General features: G+C 73.5%; 17 protein-coding genes. 8 read left to right on the top strand and 9 right to left on the bottom strand.

What is annotated here, in order from left to right; all coding sequences use genetic code 11:
• The first annotated feature begins 114 nt into the window (after positions 1-114).
• Positions 115-963, top strand: coding sequence for a trans-aconitate 2-methyltransferase (locus BI06_RS13550; RefSeq protein WP_107113332.1), 849 nt, complete (start codon positions 115-117; stop codon positions 961-963).
• 61 nt (positions 964-1024) lie between these two features.
• Here BI06_RS13550 and BI06_RS13555 read toward each other — a convergent pair whose 3' ends face one another.
• Positions 1025-2029 carry an aldo/keto reductase gene (locus BI06_RS13555; RefSeq protein WP_030395726.1) on the bottom strand — a complete coding sequence of 335 codons (1005 nt, stop codon included), beginning with the start codon at positions 2027-2029 and terminating at the stop codon, positions 1025-1027.
• 239 nt (positions 2030-2268) lie between these two features.
• Between BI06_RS13555 and BI06_RS13560 the strand changes: the two genes are divergently transcribed.
• Positions 2269-2790: an N-acetyltransferase gene (locus BI06_RS13560; protein ID WP_043468288.1), complete on the top strand. Its 522-nt coding sequence runs from the start codon at positions 2269-2271 to the stop codon at positions 2788-2790.
• Positions 2791-2817: 27 nt separating this feature from the next.
• Here the strand turns inward: BI06_RS13560 and BI06_RS13565 are convergent, their stop codons facing one another.
• From BI06_RS13565 to BI06_RS13575, 3 genes are all read right to left on the bottom strand, one after another.
• Positions 2818-3321 carry a DUF3291 domain-containing protein gene (locus BI06_RS13565; RefSeq protein WP_043468291.1) on the bottom strand — a complete coding sequence of 168 codons (504 nt, stop codon included), beginning with the start codon at positions 3319-3321 and terminating at the stop codon, positions 2818-2820.
• 31 nt (positions 3322-3352) lie between these two features.
• Positions 3353-4066 (bottom strand): metalloregulator ArsR/SmtB family transcription factor, encoded by a 714-nt coding sequence (locus BI06_RS13570; RefSeq protein ID WP_030395729.1) that lies wholly within the window; start codon positions 4064-4066, stop codon positions 3353-3355.
• A 61-nt stretch (positions 4067-4127) separates the two neighbouring features.
• On the bottom strand, positions 4128-4886 hold the full coding sequence (locus BI06_RS13575; RefSeq protein WP_043468294.1) for an SOS response-associated peptidase: 759 nt from the start codon (positions 4884-4886) through the stop codon (positions 4128-4130).
• 141 nt (positions 4887-5027) lie between these two features.
• Here BI06_RS13575 and BI06_RS13580 point away from each other — a divergent pair, with 141 nt between their 5' ends.
• On the top strand, positions 5028-6401 hold the full coding sequence (locus tag BI06_RS13580) for an NAD(P)/FAD-dependent oxidoreductase (protein ID WP_043468296.1): 1374 nt from the start codon (positions 5028-5030) through the stop codon (positions 6399-6401).
• A 98-nt stretch (positions 6402-6499) separates the two neighbouring features.
• Positions 6500-7783 carry an MFS transporter gene (locus BI06_RS13585; protein WP_233290143.1) on the top strand — a complete coding sequence of 428 codons (1284 nt, stop codon included), beginning with the start codon at positions 6500-6502 and terminating at the stop codon, positions 7781-7783.
• Here the strand turns inward: BI06_RS13585 and BI06_RS13590 are convergent.
• A complete protein-coding gene (locus BI06_RS13590; RefSeq protein ID WP_043468298.1) occupies positions 7773-8297 on the bottom strand; it encodes an ATP-binding protein in 525 nt (174 codons plus the stop codon). The genes BI06_RS13585 and BI06_RS13590 overlap by 11 nt on opposite strands.
• 366 nt (positions 8298-8663) lie before the next feature.
• On the opposite strand from BI06_RS13590, the gene BI06_RS13595 reads away from it, so the two are divergent.
• Positions 8664-9569: a carbon-nitrogen hydrolase family protein gene (locus BI06_RS13595; RefSeq protein ID WP_233290144.1), complete on the top strand. Its 906-nt coding sequence runs from the start codon at positions 8664-8666 to the stop codon at positions 9567-9569.
• A gap of 20 nt (positions 9570-9589) precedes the next feature.
• Here BI06_RS13595 and BI06_RS52375 read toward each other — a convergent pair whose 3' ends face one another.
• From BI06_RS52375 to BI06_RS13610, 3 genes are all read right to left on the bottom strand, one after another.
• Entirely contained in the window at positions 9590-9955 is a 366-nt protein-coding gene (locus BI06_RS52375; RefSeq protein ID WP_051740980.1) for a transposase, read from the bottom strand.
• A 254-nt stretch (positions 9956-10209) separates the two neighbouring features.
• On the bottom strand, positions 10210-10560 hold the full coding sequence (locus BI06_RS13605) for a co-chaperone YbbN (protein ID WP_043468300.1): 351 nt from the start codon (positions 10558-10560) through the stop codon (positions 10210-10212).
• A 188-nt stretch (positions 10561-10748) separates the two neighbouring features.
• Positions 10749-11318, bottom strand: a complete 570-nt coding sequence (locus tag BI06_RS13610; RefSeq protein WP_043468302.1) for a TetR/AcrR family transcriptional regulator — start codon at positions 11316-11318, stop codon at positions 10749-10751.
• A 103-nt stretch (positions 11319-11421) separates the two neighbouring features.
• On the opposite strand from BI06_RS13610, the gene BI06_RS13615 reads away from it, so the two are divergent.
• The gene (locus BI06_RS13615) at positions 11422-12327 is read left to right on the top strand and encodes a chlorophyllase (protein WP_043468305.1); all 906 of its coding nucleotides are present in this window, start codon (positions 11422-11424) and stop codon (positions 12325-12327) included.
• A 70-nt stretch (positions 12328-12397) separates the two neighbouring features.
• Here the strand turns inward: BI06_RS13615 and BI06_RS55125 are convergent, their stop codons facing one another.
• Positions 12398-12904 carry a winged helix-turn-helix domain-containing protein gene (locus BI06_RS55125; RefSeq protein ID WP_043468307.1) on the bottom strand — a complete coding sequence of 169 codons (507 nt, stop codon included), beginning with the start codon at positions 12902-12904 and terminating at the stop codon, positions 12398-12400.
• Positions 12905-12961: 57 nt separating this feature from the next.
• On the opposite strand from BI06_RS55125, the gene BI06_RS13625 reads away from it, so the two are divergent.
• Together BI06_RS13625 and BI06_RS52380 are read left to right on the top strand one after the other, a co-directional pair.
• A complete protein-coding gene (locus BI06_RS13625; RefSeq protein ID WP_043468309.1) occupies positions 12962-13876 on the top strand; it encodes a S41 family peptidase in 915 nt (304 codons plus the stop codon).
• 292 nt (positions 13877-14168) lie between these two features.
• Positions 14169-14515, top strand: a 347-nt coding sequence (locus BI06_RS52380) for a hypothetical protein (protein WP_199523290.1), incomplete at its 3' end; no start/stop codon positions are given.

The following is a 14515-nucleotide window of genomic DNA, read 5'->3' on the forward strand; positions in this document are numbered from 1 at the left end:
ACAAGGGGTGCGCGCTCCACGACACGCGGGCAGGAACGTGCCTGCGCGGCCGGTGCGGGGCGCTGCGGTGGACTGGCCCGGCCGGACACGCCGCGTCGACGAGGAGACCGCGCCATGGGGACCACGGGGACCAGCACGGGAGCGGGCACGAGTACGGAGAAAGGTACGGGCACAGCGACGGGAACGGCGCCGGACGCGGCCACCGCCCCGGTGCGCGTACTGGACACCTCCGGCGCCGCCTACCGCCGGGCGTTCGAGCTGTTCCTCGCCGGCACGGACGAGAAGCCCCGCACCCACGCCCGGCTGACCGAGGTCGCCACCGGCCTGGACCGGCGCCGGGTGCTGCTGGACGTCGGCGCCGGCGAGGGCCGGACCACCGCCCACCTCGCGCAGTACTTCGAGCGCACGGTGGCGATCGAGCCCAGCGCGGTGATGCGCGAGCGGCTCCGCGCCGTCTGCCCGGACGCCCTCGTCCTGCCGGACCCGATCGACGCGGCCGAACCGCCCGAGCCGGCGGACCTCGTCCACCTCTCCCACGTGCTCTACTACGTGCCGCCGGAGGACTGGCTGCGCACCGTCGGCCGGGTCCTGGACTGGGCGGCGCCCGGCGGGACGCTGCTGGTCGTGCTGCAGAACCCGGACAGCCCCTGCATGCGGATGGCCGCGCACTTCGCCGGCGTGCGCTACGACCTGCGGCCGCTCGCCGAGCAGTTGGCGGAACAGGGACCGGAGCACGCGGTGGCCCTGGAGACCCTCGACCTCTGCTACCGGACGGACCGGCTGGCGGAGGCGGTGGACGTCGCGGAGTTCATGGTGAACGTGGCCGACCTGGCCGTCCTGGACCGGCTGCCCGACCGGGACGAACTGACCGCCTACGTCGAGCGCCATTTCGCCCGGCCGGACGGCGGCTACGCCATCGGCCACACCCAGGACATGCTGACGGTCCGCCGCGCCCCGCGCTGACGGCGCCGCCCTGGTCGGATCCTGCGGGCCAAGGCTCCGGGGCCGCAGGATTCCGGAACCGTCAGGCCCAGGGCAGCGCCGAGCGCGTGCTCCAGTACCGCCCGGCCGGTTCGGCGAGCGACGCGAGACCGGCCGACGCGGCGGCGTCGAGGGCGAGCCCGACGGCGTCCAGGTTCGAGGCGAGCTGGTCGGTGGTGGCCGCGCCGGAGAGCACCACGTCCGCCCAGGGCTGCGCGGCGACGGCCGCCAGCGCGAGGGCGTCGCAGGAGGCGCCGGTCCGGGCGGCGAGCTCGCGCAGGGCGGCGGTGTCCGGACCGGTGGCGTTGCGGTCGGCGAGCCGGCCGTTGGCCATGCCCTCCTTGACCACGACGAGCAGGCCCGCCGCGTGCGCCTCGGCCAGCGCCGGGCCGGCCGAGGGCTCCAGCAGGTTCCAGGTCGACTGCACGGCGCCGAACAGCGGCCGGCCGTCCACCGTCACCGCCAGCGCCGCCCGGACCGCCGCCGCCTGCTCCGGGCCGCTGGTCGACAGGCCGACCCGCACGCCCTCGGCGGCCAGCGCGGCCAGCCGGGCGTGCAGTGCGGGGTCGCTGAGCGCGGGGCTGTCCGGCGTGACCGAGTGCACCAGGTAGACGTCCGGACGGCGGCCCAGCAGCGCGAGGCTCTCCCGCACCTGACGGTCGAAGACGGCCGTCGAGTGCTCCTTGACCTCGTGCACCGGCACCCCGGAGGCCTGCCAGTCGGCGGTGTAGGTGTATCCCCACTTGCTGCCGACCGTCACCTCGGCCGCGGCCTGCGGCCGGGCGGCGAGCCAGGCGCCGAGGAACTCCTCCGCGCGGCCGTAGGAACGGGCGGTGTCGAAGTAGCGCACGCCGGCGGCGAACGCGGCGTCGAGCAGGGCGTGGGTCCGCGCGCGCAGGGCGTCCACGGTGCGCTCGGCCGGGAGGTCGAGGTCGCGGCCGAGCGTGATGTACCCGGGCCGTCCGACGGCCGCGGTGCCCAACCCGAACCGCGCGATCGACGGTCCGGACGGTCCGGAGGCTTCGGCGGCGGCGTGGGCGGTGGGCATGGCGGGCCTCCATCGGCAGGTCGGGTCGGCAGATGCGCAGGTCGGCGGGACGCGGTGGGGTCCGCCCCGTCGCACCCTATCCGCCCCGCCGCCCCCGACCGGCTCCCGACCGGCCCCTGACCTGCGCCTGACCTGCGCCGACAGCCCCCCGCCGCCGTCCGCTCCCGTGCTGGTGCCTATGCTCCTGTGTCGAATGTGTCGAATGTGTCCGAGCGAGGACCATTGCGGGGAGGGCCGTCATGACCTACCGGATCGAGCGGATCGGCCGGACGGACACGGACTGGGAGCGGTTGCGGGAGGTGCGCCTCGCGCAGCTGCTGGACACCCCGATGGCCTTCCTGGAGACCTACGAGACGGCGCTGGCACACGGCGACGAGGAGTGGCACTCCCGGATCCGCCGGGTCAACGAGCCCGGCAGCGTCGGTCTGGCGGCCGTGCACGACGACGGCACCGGGGCGGGGGAGTGGGTCGGGACGATGATCGGCTTCACGCCCGAGCCCGGGACGGCGCTGCTGGTCGGCGTCTGGGTCCACCCGGAGCACCGGGGCCGCGAGCGCGGGGTGACGGACACCATGCTGGACGCGATCGTCGCCTGGGCCCGGGAGACGGGCGCGCGGCGCCTGCTGCTGACCGTGCACGAGGACAACGCCAGGGCCGCCGCCTTCTACCGGCGCCGGGGCTTCGAACTCACCGGCGGCACCAAGCCCTACCCGCTGGACCCGGCCGCCCGCGAACTGGAGATGGCACTGCCGCTGGTCTGACCGGACCCGCTCTCCTCCTCTGCCCCTTCACCCCGTCAGCGACCGGGCCTCCTCCGCGCTGAACGCGGAGGCGAAGGTGAACGCCCGCGGCGAGGGCCCGTGCGCCCGCAGGTGCGCCAGCCGCTCCAGCGCCTCGCCGACGTCCGGACGGTGCCCGGCGGGCACCCACCAGAGCACCAGATGCGCCTCGACGTGCCGTGCGAACCATTCGCGCCGGCGCCGCATCGCCTCCAAGTGCCCACTGCGGTAGGCGAATTCCCACAGGGCTTCGTGGTTCTCCCAGACCGACAGGTTGACGATGACGTCCGCGCCCGCCGGGCGCAGGCCGGTGGCGTCGTCCGTGCCGTCCTCGACCAGCCGCCAGACGAATCCGGGCGCCCCGTCGGCGGCGGCGTTGACCGGGTCGAGCAGCTCGACGAACGGCGCGATCCGCGGGTCGTCGATCGGGTGGAGCAGCGTGGCGACGTTGAGTTGGGCGAGCTGGGCGGGCTGATCGTGCAGGGCGGGATGAGCAGGCCGGGACGAAGTCATGCCTCATCCCAGCACGGCCCGAGTTTCTATGTCAATCATCATTGTTTTTAGAAGCCTCGACCACCACACAGCACTCGCCCGGCCGCGCGTCCATCCGCGCCCGGACCGGACCGTCCGTCCCCAACAGCCCTTCCAGCAGTGCGAGGTTCATACCGCACACCAGCGGTGGGAACTGCTCGGCGACGGCGTGGAAGGGGCAGTTGCGCATCCGGACCGCCGTCGCCGCGCCGTCGTCACCGTCGTCACCGCCGTCACCGTCGTCCTCGTTGGCCTGCTCGCCCCGCACCGGGTACGGCTCGTAGCCGCGCGCGGCCAGTAGCTCCATCGCCCGGTCGAGGTCGCCGCAGGGCGCACCCGCTCCGCGCAGCGCCTCCCCCCGGCGGCGCGCGGCCTCCTGGAGCGCGAGGTCCACTCCGGCCGACTCGGCCGCCCCGGCGAGCAGTTCGGCGGCGGTGCGGTAGTCGCGGGCGGGCAGCGACACCGCGTGTTCGGCGCGCGCCCGGGTGTACACCTTGGCGGGTCGGCCCGCCCCCGGGCCGGAGCGGCCGGTCAGCCGACGGCTGCCGCTCTCCAGCAGCCCGGCCTCGGTGAGCCGGTCGAGGTGGTGCGCGGCGAGCGTGCGGGCCACCGCCGCGCCCTCGGCCGCCTCGTTCCGGCCGACCTCGCGGCCCTGCGCCACCACGTACTCGTACAGTCGGCGCCGCACTGGGTCCTGCAGCACCGCGATCGCGTCGATGTCCTCCATCCGGCCATTCTAAGAACAACGCGGATCGCCGTTAGAAGCCCCGCCCGTCGGAGCCCTGCCTTCAGGCGTAGTGGCCGCCGGTGACGTCCGGCAGCGGGTCCGCCACCGCGTCCAGCAGCTGCGGGCCGTCGTTGCGGACGCTGTTCACCGTCGTCGCGACCGGTCGCACCTGCAGATCGCCCGCCGGTGCGTGCAGCAGGCCGCGGACCTCGGCGGGGTCGGTGACGCTCGGGTCGAGCCAGGCGTCCAGGGTGTCGGTGGTGAGGGTGACCGGCATCCGGTCGTGGATCCGGCCGGCCGCGTCGGTGGCCTCGGTGGTCAGCACGGTGCAGGTCACCAGCCACGCGTCCGTGTCCTCGGGCGCCGTGCGGTCGCGCCAGAACTCGTACAGCCCGGCCATCAGCAGCAGGCCGCCGTCCGGCCGGTGGAGGTAGTAGGGCTGCTTGTACGCCTTGCGCCCGTCCGCCGCCGGCACCGGCCGCCACTCGAAGTACCCGTCGGCGGGCACCACGCAGCGCCGCTCCTTGAACGCCTTGCGGAACGCCGGCTTCTCGGCGGCCGTCTCCACCCGCGCGTTGATCATCCGCGCGCCGGAGCCCGGGTCCTTCGACCAGGACGGCACCAGCCCCCAGCGCAGCGACCGCACCTGGCGCGTGATCTCCCCGGTCTCCCGGTCGACCCGTTCCAGCACGCTCGCCACCTCGTCGGTCGGCGCGACGTTCCACGACGGCGCGAGGGCCTCCGCGGCCGGCCACAGCGAGGCGCGCAGCAGTTCCGCCAGATCCGGCGGGGTGGTGGTGGAGACGAATCGACCGCACATGCGCCTCATCCTGCCCGCACCGGACCCCGCCCGTCACGCATCCCGCGCCTCCCGGGTCTCCCGCATCACCCGGGCCCCGGCCGCCGCCCCAAGATCATCAGGCGGTAGGCTCCATCCGCAACACGACGCGAAGGGGAGCCAGTGGCGCGGGTTGCAGTGATCGGTGGCGGTATCGGCGGCCTGGGGGCCGCGCTCATGCTCGGGCGACGGGGGCACACCGTCACCCTCTTCGAGCAGGACACCCGGGAGGCCGGGGACGACCTGCACCGGGACTTCTTCCACTGGGACCGCCCCCGCGTCCCGCAGGCCGTCCAGCCGCACTCCCTGCTCGCTCCGGTGCGCACGGTGCTGCACGCCGAGGCGCCGGACGTCTACGCGGACCTGCTGGCGCGCGGCGCCCGGGAGTACCACGAGTTCGACTGGTTCGACGAGCACCCGCCGCACCGGGCCGGCGACGAGGAACTGGTGACCCTCCGCACCCGCCGGATCGTGCTGGAGGCCGCCCTGGCCTCGGCCGTGCGGCGCGAGCCCACCGTCGACGTGCGGCGCGGCCACCGGGTCGACGGCCTCACCTTCGCGCCGGGCGACCCCGCCCGGGTCACCGGCGTCACCGTCGGCGCGGACACCCACCCGGCGGACCTGGTCGTCGACGCGGCCGGCCGTCGCTCCCCGGTCCCCGGGATGCTCGTCGCGGCGGGCTGCCGCCCGCCCGTGGTCGAGAGCCACCGCGCCGGGATCGCCTACCTGTGCCGCTGGTACCGCGTCCGGGAGGACGGCCCCCGCGACCCGGGCCGGCTGCGGAACGGCTCGTCCACGCCGTTCGCGCTCGCCGGGGTCTTCCCCTCCGACAACGACACCTTCGCGGTGAACGTGGTCGTCTCCACCACGGAACCGACCCGGGGCGCGCTCACCGACCCCGCCGTGTTCGAGGCCGTCGCCCGCAGCTTCCCCGCCACCGCCGCCTGGCTCGACCTGGCCGCCGAACCGCTCTCCGACGTCCTGGCGATGGCCGGCCTGGACAACCGCTGGACCTCCCTCGTCGACGACGCGGGCCCCGTCGTCACCGGCCTGGTCAACGCCGGGGACAGCCTCGTCCACACCAACCCGACCCTCGGCCACGGCGCGGCCCTCGGCCTGCGCGCCGCCCAGTACCTCGCCGGCCACGTCGAGGAGACGGTCGCGGACCCGGGCGGCTACCACGACTGGACGGTGCGGGCCCTGCGCCCCTGGTTCGACGCCCAGGTGGCGGCCGACCGGGTCGCCGGGCAGCGCCTCGCCGAGGGCGCGGAGTCCACCGACCGGCGGGCCGCCGCCCTCGCCGCCTGCGCCTTCGACGACCCCGTCGTGATGCGCGCCCGCGCGCAGGTGCGGCACCTGCTGCGCACGCCGGGCGAGGCGTACACGACCGCCGAGGTCGACCGCAGCGTCACCGCCTGGCTGGCCGCCCGCCCGGACTTCGAGCCGACGCACGACGGCCCGACCCGCGCCGAGTGGGACGCCCTCGTCCCGGCCTGACGCCGGATGTCCGTACCGGTCCGCGCTCCTGTCCGGGAAGTGTGCGAACGGCCGGTGCGCCGGCGGACGCCGAGAGGCCCGCTGTTAGCCTCGTCGACATGATCATGATGAAGCGGGGGGCCGGGCGGAAGGTGTCCGAGGAGTCGGAGGCCGGTCCGCAACGGGCCCTGATCGCCGCGTGTTTCGTCAACCGGGTGGGCAACGGCCTCTTCAACGCCGCGTCCGTCCTCTACTTCACGCTCGTGGTGCACCTGCCCGCCACCCAGGTCGGGGCGGGCCTGACGATCGCCGGCCTCTGCGGCCTGGCGGCCGGCATCCCGGCGGGCAACCTGGCCGACCGGTACGGGCCGCGGGTGATCTGGCTGACCTCCCTCGTCGTCCAGGCGGTCAGCATGGCCGCGTTCGTGCTCATCGACAGCTGGCTCGCGTTCGTGCTGCTGGCCACGGTGGACCGGCTGGCCGCCTCGGCGGGCGGCGCCGCGGGCGGCGCGCTCATCGCCAGGGCCGGCGGCGAGCGGCCCGCCGCGTTCCGGGCCAGGCTCCGCACCTACGTCAACCTCGGCGTGGTCATGGGCACCCTGGGCGCGGCCGTCGCCCTCCAGATCGACACCCGCGCCGCCTACACCGCGCTGATCCTCGCCAACGCCGCCAGCTTCGCCGGCGCCGCACTGGTCGCACTGCTCGGCGTCCCCGCCTACCCGCCGCTGCCCCGGCCCGAGCAGCACCGCCAGTGGTCGGTCCTGGCCGACCGGCCCTACGTGTCCTTCGTCGCCCTCTACAGCGCCATGGGCCTGCAGTACCAGACCGTCTCGCTGCTCCTGCCGATCTGGCTCAGCGCCCACACCGACGCGCCGCGCTGGACCGTGGCGGCGGTCTACGCGATCAACAGCGGCGTCTGCGTGCTGCTCCAGAGCAGGCTCGGCGCCAAGGTGGAGACCCCCCGCCAGGGCGGGCGCGCCTTCCGCCTCGCCGGGCTGATGTTCCTGCTCAGCTGCCCCCTGATGGCACTGACCGCCGACGTCCCCGCCTGGGTGGCGCCGGTGCTGGCCGTGCTCGCGGTGGTCCTCCACAGCATCGGCGAGGTGTGGGAGTCCTCGGCCGGCTACGCCCTCGGCTTCGGCCTCGCACCCGACCACGCCCAGGGCCAGTACCAGGGCCTGCTCGGCATCGGCTTCAACGCCGGTCAGGCCCTCGCGCCGCTGGTCCTGACCGGCGCCGTGCTCGGCCTCGGCCACACCGGCTGGCTGCTCCTCGGCCTCTTCTTCGCCGCCCTCGGCGCCGTGGCCCCGCCCCTGGCCGGCTGGGCCGAGCGCACCCGCCCGGCGCCTCCGGCCCCCGACGTCCAAGCCCCCGCCGACGCCTCCGCCCGGCTCAGCCCGTGACCGCCTCCGCGATCCGCCGGGCGGCCTGGGCGGGTGTGAGGTGCGTGGTGTCGACGACCTCGGCCTCCGCGTGCAGCCAGGTGCGGGCCGCCTCGGCGTAGGGCTCCAGATACCTGAGGCGGAACGGCGAGGGGCCGCCGAGCACGGTGTCCCCCTCGATCCGCCCGCGCAGCGTCTCCTGGTCGGCGTGGAGGACGAAGTGCCGTACGGGGATGCCGTGCTGGGCCAGGCCCGTGCTGATTTCGCGCCAGTACCGCTCGACCAGGACGGTCATCGGCATCACCAGCGTGCCCCCGGTGTAGTCGAGCACCCGCCGCGCGGTCTCCACCACGAGCGGCCGCCACGGCGGCCAGTGCTGGAAGTTGCCGGTGTCGGGCAGCCCCGGCGTGATGTCCATGAGCGTCTCGCCGACCTTCTCGGCGTCGAACACCCGCGAATCCGGAATCAGCGGCTGCACCAGCGCCGCCGTCGTCGTCTTGCCCGCACCGTGGGTGCCGTTGAGCCATACGATCATGCGCCCGATCCTAGATGGGTAGTTCCGATGTCGGTCAGTAGTCGTATGCGATCAGTGAGTGGGTGGCGGTGGTTGACGGGGGCTGTGGGCGACGGCATGATGACGGACTGCGTGGCCTACGCCGAACCTCCCGCGACCGTCCCCAGCACGGTCTCCCATCGGAGGCAAAGGGACTAGCGTCTCAGGTCGCTGTCGCAGCCCGATCGCCTCGGGCGAGGTTGCTGGGGAACGGTCGCTCAGGCGTGGAAGGCCGCGATGACAGCCCGCAGGAACTTCAAGCGCCAGGTGCGCGCCCGTGCCGCTAAGACCGGCGAGTCCTACACGTCTGCCCTCCGGCACTTCCGTCCGACTCCATCAGGAGACGTCATGTCGGAAGTAAGGAACCCCAAGAGCGTGCGGCTTGCCGTCGCGCAGACCCCCGTCCGCGAGGACCCCCGAGATGTGGACGCGCTGCGCGAAAGCGGCCGTCAGGTCCGTGCTCTGATGCGCGAGGCGGGTGCTCGGGGCGCGAGGATCGTGCACTTCCCGGAAGGCGCGATCTGCTTTCCCCACAAGCTCGTCATGTCCGTGGATGGCCCGGACGCGGTCGGCCCGGCGGACTGGGACCGGTGCCAGTGGCCGGTTCTGCGAGCAGAGTTGGCTGCGATCACCGAGCTGGCAGGCGAGTTGCGGCTGTGGACGGTGATCGCCTCGGTGCACCGCCTGACTGAGCCGAACCGCCCGCACAACAGCCTTTACGTCATCTCCGATCGCGGCGAGGTGGTCACGCGCTACGACGAGCGCCTGCTGTCGAACACGAAGGTCTCGTACATGTACTCGCCGGGCATTTCACCGGTGACCTTCGATGTCGACGGTGTGCGTTTCGGCTGCCTGCTCGGCATGGAGATCCACTACCCGGAGTTGTTCGCCGAGTACGAGAGCCTGGACGTCGACTGCGTTCTGTTCTCCACGACCGGCGTCTCCCCGGGCAACGCCGCCGCCCAAGCCCAGGGCCACGCCGCGGCGAACAGCTACTGGGTCAGCTTTTCGGTGCCGTCGCAGCACAGCGCCACCGCGCCGTCCGGAGTCATCGCCCCGGGCGGCGATTGGCTTGAACGGTGCCCCGCGGACGGTTCGCCGTCGGTGGCGGTCGTGGACCTCGACGACGGTTCCGAGGCCGCCGCAGAAGCAGTGGCTTACGCACGTCCCTGGCGTCGCAAGTCGCGCGCCGGCCTGTACGCAGGGCACCAGGTGACCGATCCGCGCAGCGAGGACCGCTCTGCGGCCTTCTAGGACAAGCAGGTCCGATGCGGTCAGTGGTCGCAGGCGATCAGCGAGCGGGTGACCGGTGCGCCGATCAGGTTGTTGTGCCAGATGCCGGCGGCCGCCCGGGTGACCCGCTGGGTCACCCGGGCGGCCACGCCCTCGAAGGTCCGTCCACCGTGTCGTTCCAGGTCAGGCTGCCCTTTGAGGGTGTCGTTGACCGACTCGATCAGCTGGCGGACCTTTTTGAGCATCGGCTCGCCGTATCGCTTCTTCTCGCGCTTGAGTGACGGCCTCAGGAGTTCGATGCCCTGCTCGGCGAGGTCCTTCTCGAACGGCTCGGAGGCGAATCCCTTGTCCGTAATGAGCAGGATGCCGTTGCGCGCGGCCACCAAGTCGGCCTCGACTTCGAGCATCGCCGCCAGGACCTCGCGTTCGCCTCATGCGCTTGAGCAGTGGCAGTGCCGACTTCAACCGCTTGCTGTAGCCGGGCCGTTGGGGCAGGTAGGGGAACATGTCGGACAGGTGCTTGTTCGCGTAGCGCAGCCAGCGGGCTTCGGAGTGGTAGCCGAGCAGGGCCTGGGCGACCGCGAGGCAGACGAGTTCGGAGTCCCGGACGGTCCTCACCCGGTGTACCGGTGTCCCGGGGCTCCGTCCGGGTTCGGGGCCGTCAGCTGTCCCCGCCGGGCCGGAGGTGGGCGTCCAGGAAGGCCCGGACGCCCGCCCCGTCGGTCGCCTCCGTCGTGGTGGCCACCGCTTCGCCGTCCAGGACGAGCACGAAGGTCGGCGCGCCCAGCACCCCGTACCGTGCGGTGGCCGCCGGGCAGCGCACGATGTCGGTGCGGACGACGGCGACGCGGCCCGCGTACTCGCGGGCCACGTCCTTGATCACCGGTTCCAGGTCCTTGCAGGCGGCGGCCCACACGCCCCAGAAGTACGCGAGCACCGGACCGTCGACGTGCGCGAGCACGAAGTCGAATTCCGCGTCCTCCTTGGGATGGTGCACCCCGACTGCTGCCATGCGGTCTTCTCCTTCGTCGTCGCGATCGGCTCGCTCGCCGCCCCATTCTCCCTGGTCTTCTCCCTGGTCGGCGCTCCGCCGGCGGCACCCGTGCCTCGGAGCCCGGGCGCGAGCCGTCGGCGCCGCCCGCAACGGACTCGTCGCCGGAAGCCGGGGCCCCGGCCTGCCGCTGGGCGCCTCCCTTGTGCCTATGCCCTGTTGCGGCACCCCGCGAGGAGGGCGGCGACCATCCGTGCCACCTCGTCCCGGCCGTAGTCGGGGCCGGTGATGGAGAGGTTGCCGATGGCGCGCATCAACGTGTAAGCGGTGATGCCGGGTTCGAGTTCGCCGGCGGCCGCGCAGGCGTCCAGGAGTGTCGCGCAGGCGGGGACCAGGCTGTCGAGCATCAGGGTGTGGAGGTTCTCCAGCCCCGCGTCGCCGGACCCGAGTGCCGCGCCGAGGCCGTGCTTGGTCACCAGGAACTCCACGAACGCGTCCGCCCAGCGGGTCAGGGCGGTGAACGGGGAGTCGGACTCCGCCAGCAGCCGGGGCGCGAGCGCGGCGCAGGTGTCGATCTGGTGCCGGTAGACGGCGGTGACGAGGTCGGCCCGGGTCGGGAAGTTCCGGTAGAGCGTGCCGACGCCGACGCCGGCGCGTTCGGCGATGTCCCGGACGGGGGCCTGGACCCCCTGCTCCACGAAGACCGCCGCGGCGGCCGCCAGTACGCCGTCGCGGGTGCGCTGCGCCTGTGCTTGGCGTACTCCGACCGGTTCCGGCACGGGCTTCTCCTTTACTCGCGGAACGATGTTCCGCTAGATTGGCGGAACGCTGCTCCGCCAAATTATGGCAGAGCCTTCTCCTGGAGAAAGCGCAGGTCCCCCGATGTCCGTCCACCCCCTGGACCAGCGGATCGTCTCGGTCAAGCCCATTGCCGTCCCCGCACCCGGCCGCAGTGTCGAACTGCAGGTGAAGGTCACCGCCCCACTGGCGGGCCGGAACCTTCCCGTCATCGTGTTCTCCCACGGCAACGCCTGGTCTCTAGACGGGTACGAGCCCCTCGTCGACCGCTGGGCCGCGGCCGGATTCGTCGTCGTGCAGCCCACCCACCTGGACTCCCGCCGTTACGGCATCGGCTGGGAGGACCCGCGCTTCGCCGGCATCTGGCGGGTGCGGATCGCCGACCTCCACGCCGTCCTCGACCACCTCGGCGACATCCTTCGCCAGGTGGACGGCCTGGAGGCCCGGGTCGACCGCGGACGCGTCGCGGTCGCCGGCCACTCCTGGGGCGCCCAGACGGCCGGCGCGGTCCTCGGCACGCGCGTGCTCGACGCCGACGGCGTGCCCGGCGAGGACTTCTCCCACCCCGCCGTCACGGCCGGCGCACTGATCGCCGCGACCGGAACCGGCGACACGCTCACTCCGTTCGCCGTCGAGCACCTGCCGTTCATGAGGCCGGACTACTCCACCATGACCGTCCCCACTCTGGTCGTCGCGGGCGGCAAGGACCAATCGCGGCTCTCCACCCGGGGGCCGGACTGGTTCACCGACGCCTACCGCCTCGCCCCGTCCCCGAAGAGCCTGCTCGCGGTCGCCGAGGCCGAGCACACCATGGGCGGCGTCGCCGGCGAGGCGGTGGCCGAGACCACCGACGAGGACCCCGCCCGCGTCGCCCTCGTCGCCGACGCGATCTCCGCCTACCTCCTCGACGCGCTCAAGGTCGACGGCAGCGCCTGGGCCGCCTTCAACGACGCTGCCAGCGAAGGTGGTTGGAGCCTCTCCGGCAAGTGAGCCCCGCCGGTCCGGTCCGGCCCGGCGCGGTCCGGCTCCGCCCGCCGGCCCGGCTCCGCCCTGTCGGCCGCTACGGCCCGGCCTGCTGGTAGAGCGTCACCAGGAGGCCGTGCACCGGCTCGCCCTCCGGTTCCTCCTCCGCCCCGTCGACCAGTTCGGCCAGCGCCTTGGCCAGCCGGGCCGCCTTGGCCGAACTGAGCCGAATATGACGAAGCGTCAGAAGATGGTCGACGGGGGAGCGTTCCAACTCCTGGGCGACGGCGCCGAACAGAGCCGCCGTGCCCTCGGCCCGGGGCCGGGCGACGACCATCCGCTCGGCCGTCCGCCGGTAGTACTTCTCGGTGCCGCCGCGCACCTGTCGCGTTCCCGCCTCCTGGATCAGCCCCGCCTCGCCCAGCACCCGGAGGTGGTGGGAGACGCTGCCCTTGTTCACCCCCAACTGCGCGGCGAGCCGGCTGATCGTCGACGGCCGGCCGCTCAGCGCGAACAGCAGGCGCTGACGGGTGGGGTGGGCGAGGGCGGTGTGCTGCTGGGGCGTGCTGATCCGCTGGACACTGTCGTCCGGTTGATGGCTCACCCAATCAAGCGTTAAGTACGATTGACGCTTTGGCAAGCCGCTGGTCTACTCCCTCCCATGACTTCCACCACATCGTCACCCGCGCTGGACACCGCCACCGTCGTCGACTCGGTCGCCGACCTGGTCCGCGAGCACTACGTCTTCCCGGACGTCGCCCGGGAACTGGCGGACCTGCTGCGCCGCCGGAACGCCGAGGACGCCTACCCGGCCGGGTCCGCCGAGGAGTTGGCCGACGCCGTCACCGCGGACCTGCGATCCGTCAACGGCGACCTGCACCTGGCCCTGAAGCACCACGACGTGCCGGTGCCGTCGGGGCAGGGCGAGGCGGTGCTCGCCGAGATGCGGCGGAAGTTCGACGCCAACCTGGGCGGCGTTCCGCGGGTCGAGCTCCTCGACGGCGGCGTCGCGGTGCTGGAGATCTCGTCCCACATGTTCCCGCTCGACTGGGCCGCGCAGCCGCTGGCCGCGGCGCTCTCGCTGGTGGCACCGGCCGAGGCGCTCATTCTGGACCTGCGCCGCAACCTCGGCGGCGACCCGGACACCGTGGCCTTCGTCTGCGGCTACCTGCTCGACGGCCGCACCCACCTCAACACCATGCTCTCGAAGCAGGGGGAGCGGGTCGCGCAGTCCTGGACGCCCCCGTTCGTACCGGGTGCCCGCTTCGGCGCCGACAAGCCGCTCTACGTCCTGACGAGCGGAAAGACCTTCTCCGCGGGCGAGGAACTCGCCTACGACCTGCAGCAGCTCGGCCGCGCCGAGATCGTCGGCGAGGCCACCCGCGGCGGCGCCCACCCGCGCGACGGCTGGACGGTGCACCCGCACCTGGAACTCAGCGTCCCCGTCGCCCGCGCCGTCAACCCGGTCTCGGGCACCAACTGGGAGGGCACCGGCGTCCGCCCCGACGTCCCCTGCGCCGCCGAGGACGCACTCGACCGCGCCCAGGCCCTGGCCGTGGCCCGCCTGGCCGGGTAGTGACCCGGCGGGTGCCGTCGACGGGGTGCGCCACCCCTGCGGCAGCGCCCGGACGGCGGCTCCGCTTGCCTGGGCCGCCGGCCCGCACCCCCTTGACCGTAGGTTCCGGCGGCAGTGGCGCCGGCAGTGGCACCGGCCGTGTCGTGTCCGGGACCGTGTCGTTGGCCAGGTCGGTGATCTTGCCCGGGTGGGGTGCCGGTTCCGACGGTGGCTGCCCGGGCCCGGCCTGAGAGGGGTCCTGATGGTGCGAACAGGTACCGGTCGTGCTGCTGGAGCGGCGTCCTACCGGGGCGTGTCCCGAGCGCGCCGCCGGTCGGCGGCGGTGGTGATGACGGTGTGCGGGACGGTACTTCCGCTGGTCGGGCAGGTGCCGGGCGCTCACGCCGCCGATGCCCCCACGCCTGCGGTCTACGACGCGGCGGGGGTCTACGAGTACGTCGTTCCCTCGGGAGTGGGGGAGATCGAGGTGGCGCTGGTGGGCGCGGGCGGCGGGGGCGGAGGCGGGGGCAACGCGCCGGACAGTGAGGGCGGCAGGCACGACGACGGCGGTGGCGGTGGCGGCGGGGGCGGCTACGTCGCCTGCGTCTTCACCGTCGAACAGGGGCACCGCTACCGGGTCGTCGTCGGGGGGGGGGGGGG

It is taken from the genome of Kitasatospora sp. MBT66 (assembly GCF_000710405.2).
In the GTDB taxonomy this organism is placed as follows: domain Bacteria; phylum Actinomycetota; class Actinomycetes; order Streptomycetales; family Streptomycetaceae; genus Kitasatospora; species Kitasatospora purpeofusca.